General features: G+C 61.2%; 4 protein-coding genes and 4 pseudogenes. 2 read left to right on the top strand and 6 right to left on the bottom strand.

The genetic code is table 11. The features are described 5' to 3' along the window. Window positions 1–646: class I adenylate-forming enzyme family protein (locus WB785_RS25265; RefSeq protein ID WP_424082913.1), on the top strand; the 646-nt coding region annotated here is incomplete at its 5' end. Between the two features lie 76 nt (window positions 647–722). On the opposite strand, the gene WB785_RS25260 is transcribed toward WB785_RS25265, so the two are convergent. After that, window positions 723–1,454 carry a TetR/AcrR family transcriptional regulator gene (locus WB785_RS25260; RefSeq protein WP_424082917.1) on the bottom strand — a complete coding sequence of 244 codons (732 nt, stop codon included), beginning with the start codon at window positions 1,452–1,454 and terminating at the stop codon, window positions 723–725. Between the two features lie 367 nt (window positions 1,455–1,821). Continuing rightward, a pseudogene (locus WB785_RS25255) lies at window positions 1,822–2,331 on the bottom strand (alpha/beta hydrolase family protein); the annotation flags it as partial. Between the two features lie 332 nt (window positions 2,332–2,663). Here WB785_RS25255 and WB785_RS25250 point away from each other — a divergent pair. After that, window positions 2,664–2,852: pseudogene (locus WB785_RS25250) on the top strand (SDR family NAD(P)-dependent oxidoreductase); the annotation flags it as partial. 41 nt (window positions 2,853–2,893) lie between these two features. On the opposite strand, the pseudogene WB785_RS25245 reads toward WB785_RS25250, so the two are convergent. The 4 genes and pseudogenes from WB785_RS25245 to WB785_RS25230 form a co-directional block, all read right to left on the bottom strand. After that, window positions 2,894–3,340: pseudogene (locus WB785_RS25245) on the bottom strand (cytochrome P450); the annotation flags it as partial. A gap of 114 nt (window positions 3,341–3,454) precedes the next feature. After that, window positions 3,455–4,909, bottom strand: a pseudogene (locus WB785_RS25240) (aldehyde dehydrogenase family protein). 19 nt (window positions 4,910–4,928) lie between these two features. Then, on the bottom strand, window positions 4,929–5,858 hold the full coding sequence (locus WB785_RS25235; RefSeq protein WP_424082910.1) for an SDR family oxidoreductase: 930 nt from the start codon (window positions 5,856–5,858) through the stop codon (window positions 4,929–4,931). A gap of 2 nt (window positions 5,859–5,860) precedes the next feature. Then, window positions 5,861–6,970: an ABC transporter substrate-binding protein gene (locus tag WB785_RS25230; RefSeq protein ID WP_424082915.1), complete on the bottom strand. Its 1,110-nt coding sequence runs from the start codon at window positions 6,968–6,970 to the stop codon at window positions 5,861–5,863. Between the last annotated feature and the right edge of the window lie 44 nt (window positions 6,971–7,014).

The following is a 7,014-nucleotide window of genomic DNA, read 5'->3' as shown; positions in this document are numbered from 1 at the left end:
CTTTCCATATCACGCCTACGGCAATACCGAAACATTCACATTTTCAACGGCATTTGACGTCGACGCATCGCCTGAGGCCCACGCCGATAGCTGGGGCGTGCCGTTGCCGGGCGTGACGGTCAAGATCGTGGATCCTGCTACCGACCGAGTGATTTCGCGAGGCGAAAGCGGTGAGATCTGCGTTAAGGGACCCACACTCATGCTGGGCTACCTGGGTACACCGCTGGACGAGACGCTAGACGCGGAAGGGTTCTTCCACACCGGTGACGGCGGATACCTCGACGACGCCGACCGTCTGTTCTGGGAAGGCCGGCTCACCGAAATCATCAAGACGGGCGGCGCGAATGTCTCACCGCTGGAAGTCGACGATGCGCTGGCGAAGCATCCCGCGGTGAAGCTGACCAAAACTGTTGGCCTGCCGCATGACAATCTCGGCGAGATCGTTGTCGCGTGCGTCGTGCCGCACGACGGAGCCAGCGTCGAAGCCGACGAGATCCGCAAATACTTGCGAGAACAGCTGGCAAGCTACAAGGTGCCGCGCCACGTACTCTTTTTCTGCGAAGCAGAGATTGCCCTGACAGGCAGCAACAAGATCAAGTCCGACAAGCTTCGTGATCTCGCCGCAAAGCGACTGTCGGCCATATGAGCCTAATGAAGCTGTGCCGGTAACGTTTTGGTGAGCGGGGCGGGAATAGCCGCGTACCGATGACCCAGTAGTGCGCCTAATTTGTTGTCGACTGTTTGCCCGCGGCAGAGTCATCCGCACACGGTACCGCCGCGGGGAGGACCGCTCGGCGACACCAGGACCAGACAACCTCTTCGGTCAGGCCAGTCTCATCCATCCCACCGTGCAACGCGTTGTACTGGCCAAGAGAAGTGAGGGTGGAGCCCAGAAGTGACGTCAGTTGCTTCACCGTGAGGTCGTTTCGAATGAGGCCGGCTTGCGAACATGCAGTCAAAATCTCTGTCAATAACTTGCGGTGCGGTTCCCAAACTTTCGCAAACGCTTCCGGATTATCCAGTTCGAGGCTCAAGTTGTAAATGAGAACCAGGCGACCGCCGACTTCTTGCGATGAGCCGGGACGAGACAGCACTCCCCTGCACCATGCCTCCAGCTGCCCCATCGGGCCTTCCGCTGCCTCGACTTTCTCCCTCATCGCTTCGGTGAATTGAGCAGTGAGGTCTTCGTATAAGGCCAACAGAAGTTCGTCTTTGCCGGCGAAGTGCTGATAGAACGTCCTTACACTGAGGTTCGCACGATCGGCCAGTGTCTGTAACGTGAAACTCGCTTGCCCGGATTCTTGGACCAGCTCGAGCGCCGTCGCCATAAACCGCGTGCTACGAGCAACCGCCAAAGCCCGCGCATCGCCGAGGCGACGCTCAATTGCTCGTTCCTGCCACGTGCGGCCCTGATCGCTGTCCTCATTTGAGGTTCGCGGGCGACGGTTGTCGATTTTGTCCTTCACTGAGGGCAAATATACCGCCGATTCACCTGCGATCAGCCCTGTGCCCCTGACTGCCCGAGCGGCCACGGGGACTCATCCGGTCGGGCTGTTACAGCAGATAAGCTGCATGTTCTTCTGTGGAGCTGCCGGGAATCGAACCCGCCCCAAAAATCACGCTGAGCTGGTAAAACACTAGATTTGGCCACGTGAAACGACGCAAAAGTACGCGAAACGACCTGCGGATACGCCGAGGTGTTGATGGCATCAACACCGTCCTCGTCGCGGCACGAAACCTTAATGCGGGGCGACGGGAGCGGTGTGATCGGATCGTGTGCCGGCCACAGGTTCAGTGCTCTGGCGTCGATGACCACGAGATCTACTTGCATCCCAGCGGCTCGTCGAGGTAAGCGTCAGCCCAAGCACCGATGATCCGGCCCGCGCGATGAGCTTGGCCACGGACCGTGAGCAGATGGTCCGAACCCTCGAGAGAGACAAAGCTACGCGGATGGCGGGCCAAACCGAAGATTTCACTGGCGTTTTCGAGGCCCACTGTGTTGTCGGTCGGCGAATGCAGAATGAGGAGCGGCATCCCCAAGCCCTTGATCTTGTCGTGCAGATGGGCGGCGCGCACATCCTCGACAAAGGCGCGCTTCAGTGTGAGCGTGCGCCCGCCAACCATCCATTGCGCAGAGCCATCCGATATCACGCGGTCGACCACCGCGTCGTAATGGGCCTCGACGTGACTGGGCTCCACCGGCGCTGCGACCGTGACAACCGCCCGCACCCGCGGCGAGCTCCGCGCTGCTGCCAAAACGGCCGCGCCGCCAAACGAGTGCCCGACGAGGATATCGGCAGGAGTCCCCCTGTCTGCCATGAATTCGCATGCCTTCCTGGCGCGCCTGGCCATGCAAACCATCGACCAGACCCAGGAACTTAGCGTCTGTTGTCACTACGCCAACGTATCGCCGCTGCGCTGATCCGATGAGCGTTCGACGAACGCGACCGTCGTCTCCAGCCGCCTGAACGCGGAGCCCACCAGCCAATGCGATCGCCGGTCCGCCTGACGGCACGCGCGGTTGTCGCGTGGAGGCACGGAGCCTCTACTGGACTTCTCGCCAATGGAGGTGACACGGCAATGACAGCGACGGGACCTGCTGCGTTGCGCGTCAATCGCAGCCTCCGGAGAAGTGCACCAACGCCACGGCCGGAGGGCATTCGATGAAATACGACCTCGCAGACCGCACCGTCGCAATCACCGGCGCCGCCGGCGGCCTCGGCGCAGATCTGGCCAAAGCTCTGCGTACCCGAGGGGCGCGCGTCGCGCTCCTTGACCTCAACGCCGACGCGGTCCGCGAACTGGCGGACCAGCTAGGCAGCGAGAGCGTGGCCAGGGGCTGGCGGGCCGACGTCAGCAACTTCGACGACCTCGATCAGGTAATGACTGAGGTGAACTCACCCTTCCCGGCATTCAAGAAGTCGTCGAGGATGTCGTCAGCGAGCTGCCACATCGCATCCTCGTTCTCCTTCAGCCGTTTCGGGGTGATGAGGCGCATCAAAAGCGCGCGGTGATCAGTGTGCGTGGGCGGGTCCAGTGTCGGCAGTTGATCGTTGAACGGGAGTACGTCGCGATGCTCCGCGATCAAGTTGGTGATGTCATCGCCGTCCAATGGCACTGGGAAGCCTGGGAATGGGCCACTCACCGAGATGCAAAACGAGAAAGTTGAATCGTCGTTGTACACATCGACCGCTTCCTGCCAACCTGTGACCATCGCGACGCCGTAGCGGGCCTCGCTTGCGACCGGACACTTGTCGCGCAGGGCTGCATAGAACGGATACGGATCCCTGGTCAGTCGACCGTCGCGAAAGAAGTCGACATCCGTCAAGTCCTCAGTCATATGTTCCTCCATCTCAATCACCGGCCACCGTGGTGCAGGCGGGCGGGATCGCTTCCACGAATTTCGCTGTGGCGGAATCACATCCGTGGCCGTGGTGTGCGTTTGGCACGCCGATCAGCTTGGCCCGGCCGGGAAGGCAACCGACTTGATCTCGGTGTATTGATCGAAACCCGCAGTGCCGTTTTGCCGTCCAATGCCGCTCGCTTTGTATCCGCCGAAGGGTGTGTGGGCTCCGTAACCAGCCGTGCCGTTGATGCCGATGAAGCCGGCACGCAGTCGGCGGGCGATCTGCAACGCATGTTCCGTCGATCCCGACATCACGTTGCCCGCGAGGCCGTACGGGCTGTCGTTGGCGATTCGGACCGCGTCGGCCTCGTCGTCGTACGGGATCACGCACAGCACCGGGCCGAAGATCTCCTCCTGCGCGATGGTCATCGAGTTGTCCACGTCAACGAATAACGTCGGCGTGATGAAGAAGCCTTTGTCCAACCCGTCGGGTGCTTCGGACCCACCCACCGCGAGAGTTGCGCCTTCGGCGACTCCCGTGTCGATGTAACCCCGAATACGGCCGCGTTGGCGGTCCGAGATCACCGGACCGCAGAGCGTGGCCGGGTCCTGTGGATCACCCGGCGCAACACCCCGATAGATGCCCTTGAGAATCTCCACACCCTCGTCGTAGCGCGACCGCGGCAACAACAGGCGGGTGGGGTTCGCGCAACCTTGGCCAGCGTGCACACAGGGAGCTATGCCCATCATGCATCCGAAGTCGAGGTCGGCGTCCTCCAGCACGATCGTGGCTGACTTTCCACCGAGTTCGAGGAACAGGCGCTTCATCGTGGCGGCGCCTTTCTCCATGATCCGTTTACCCACAGCGGTCGAACCGGTGAACGAGATGAGGTCGACCTTCGGTGACACCGTCAGTTGCTCGCCGACAAGGTGATCGGACGCCGTAACGACATTGACCACTCCCGCCGGAATATCGGTGCGCTCAGCGATGAGCCGGCCCAATCGTGTTGCGTTGAAGGGCGTGTCCGGCGCGGGCTTCAAGACGACTGTGTTGCCGGTTGCGAGCGCCTGGCCCAACTTCTGGATGGTGACCTCGAACGGGAAGTTCCACGGCACGATGGCTCCCACAACACCCACCGCTTCACGCCACACTTGGCGCGTGGTGTTGACCCCGGTCACCGATATGACGGCATCCCCGAGCGATAGCTCCCACGGATATGTGTCGATCAGGGACGCGGGAAAGCGCAAGGCATCCGCCAATGGTGCATCGAGTTGCGGGCCGCACGTATTGACCGGGGGCACCCCACCTCGCGGATGAGCTCCTCGCGCAACTCTCCCCGTTCGTGCTCGAGCGCGTCCTGCAGTTGAATCAGACAGCGCTGACGGAGAACACGGTTCGTCGACCAGTCCGTGCTGTCAAAGGCGTCCCGCGCCGCATCGATCGCCCAGGGCCATGTCCTCGCAAGAGGCATCCGACACCTCACCGAGAAGTTCCTCGGTGGCCGGATTGATGTTCGCGAACGCACCGCCTCGACCTTCGACCAGTTTCCCATTGATGAGCATCCTGTGCTCGAAGCGCGTTTCATTGGTCATTCGTAGCGCCTCCTCTATCCGTAATCGCACGTCTGTCAGTTATGGCCACGTCTTGTATCGCGCCAAACCTCGGAATCCCCAACAACACTCGGAAGGCGTGATGGAGAACCTTCGACGGCAGTAATCGCGTCATGACCATGACCATTCGTGCATCGGGGCCGACGGCTCGTCGCACGAACGGTGCGCTGCCGTCGAGTTCCCTACTCAAGCGGTCGGCAAAGCGCTGCGGGCTTTTGGCCGAAAGCTTGATCGCCATCCGTCCACGTTTATCCATCGTGCGGTGGTGTGCGGCGTAAGGACCGGCCAGATCGCGCACATCCGTCGCGCCCGCATCGGTGATGATCTCGGTGTCGTAGGTTCCCGGCACCAAGATTGTTACCCCGATTCCGAATGAAGCGATCTCGCCTGCCATGGATTCACCCCACCGTTCCAGAGCACCTTTAACCGCGGAATATGCTGCAGTAGCCGGCATCCCACGTGCGCCCGCTTGGCTGGAGATCAACACGATTCGGCCCCGACGTGCGGCACGCATCGATGGGAGGAGGACCCTTGTCAACGCGACCGGGCCGAAGATGTTGGTCGCGAACATTCGCTCCCACACTTCGAGCGGGGTTTCCTCGACCATTCCGGCCGCCGAGATTCCCGCGTTGTGCACCAATCCGTAGGGTGCTCCGACCGTTGCGAGAATCGACTCAGCAGCCGCTTGAACAGATGCGGGGTCGGTCAGATCTAGTTGCACTCCGACTAGACGAGTGTCGCTATCCTCGGCACCGGTTACCGCCCGCAGATTTTCGAGACCAGTTCTGACTGAGCGCATCGCGGCGACCACCGTCCAGCCCTCGTCGTAGAGCCGCCTGGCAGATGCGAGACCCAGCCCTCGCGAAGCGCCGGTGATGACGACGCTGCGCGTCGGTGCCATCGTCAGATCTCGCCGAAGCGATCCACGAGGCGGGAATTGACACCATCGGGCTCCAGTTCGCGAGCAACAAGGTAGCCGCAACCCATCCACGCGCGGCGAGTCCAGTTCCCGAACGAGATCCGAGGACCGGGAGCTCCCGAGGCCGCTGGAACCGACTTGACCCGCTCGAGGGCTTCCTTCACGCCGCGCGGACTGAGCGGCTGTGCATCCTGGATCGCCTGAAGAACGGTCACGGCGACATCGCGGTTCACCACCGGGACGCAGTACTCCGGCCGGCGCCCGTGGAGTTTCTCGAACTCATCGAGGAACTGCTGTCCTACTGGATTGCCCTCGTCGTATTGGTCCACGCCCGTCCAGCCCATGAATGCCTGCCACATGACGGGGTTGATCCAAGCGTTCTCGAATGCGGTACCGGCGAATCGCGGAGGATCCCAATTGAGCTCCTCGAGTGCAGGATTCACGAAGACCAGACCGAAGCCGAAGCCTGCGTGGACTAGAGCTTGGGCGTTTGCTTCGCGAAGGTTCCGCACAGCTCTACTGACGTCTTGCGCAGTCTGCGCAATCGTCTCGACACCGACGATCCGAATACCACGCCGTGCGCAAGCCTTTTGGAAATTGGCGACGTAGGACTCTCCGACCAGTGAGGCTTCCATCAGGATTCCCACATCGTTGAGATTGCGTTTCACTAGGAGGTCAGTCCAGAAGATGGGTTCGTCGTAATGCGAGCCCATGGGAAATGCGAATATCCACTCGCCGAGCGCGAGGTCCGAGCCGGTGACGCTGATCGCCGGAACCCGGAAGCGCTCCTCGATCGCCTCCTTGGCCGCAACGATGTTGTCCCCGATATTCGGCCCGAATACCAGAAGACAGCCCTCCTCCACTAGTTCCTCGTACGCATCGATGACGTTTTTCACCGTGCCCTTGGGCAGTCCCTCCACCTCGCGGTACACGATCTCGACCCGACGGTCGATGAGCCCCTTGTCGAACGCGTCTTGGAACACCATGTCGAACGGGATTGTGAGATCTTCATACATCTCCTTCGGATAGTCGCCGAGAAGGAAGTCCATCAGGTAGCCGATCTTGATCGGTTCGGCCGTGCTCTCGTAGGACATCGAAACCTCCAGATTGGTGTTTGATTGGTAGTCAGGCTGTTTCG

Origin of the sequence: Mycobacterium sp., assembly GCF_049585075.1 — a bacterium.
In the GTDB taxonomy this organism is placed as follows: Bacteria; Actinomycetota; Actinomycetes; order Mycobacteriales; family Mycobacteriaceae; genus Mycobacterium.
The sequence above is the reverse complement of the archived record's forward strand: the minus strand, read 5'-3'. Positions and strand labels throughout refer to the sequence as shown.

Excerpts from the sequence above, each read along its gene's own strand:
- WB785_RS25235 (WP_424082910.1), bottom strand. The coding sequence starts at position 5,858 with ATGGCACCGACGCGCAGCGTCGTCATCACCGGCGCTTCGCGAGGGCTG.
- WB785_RS25230 (WP_424082915.1), bottom strand. The coding sequence starts at position 6,970 with ATGTCCTACGAGAGCACGGCCGAACCGATCAAGATCGGCTACCTGATG.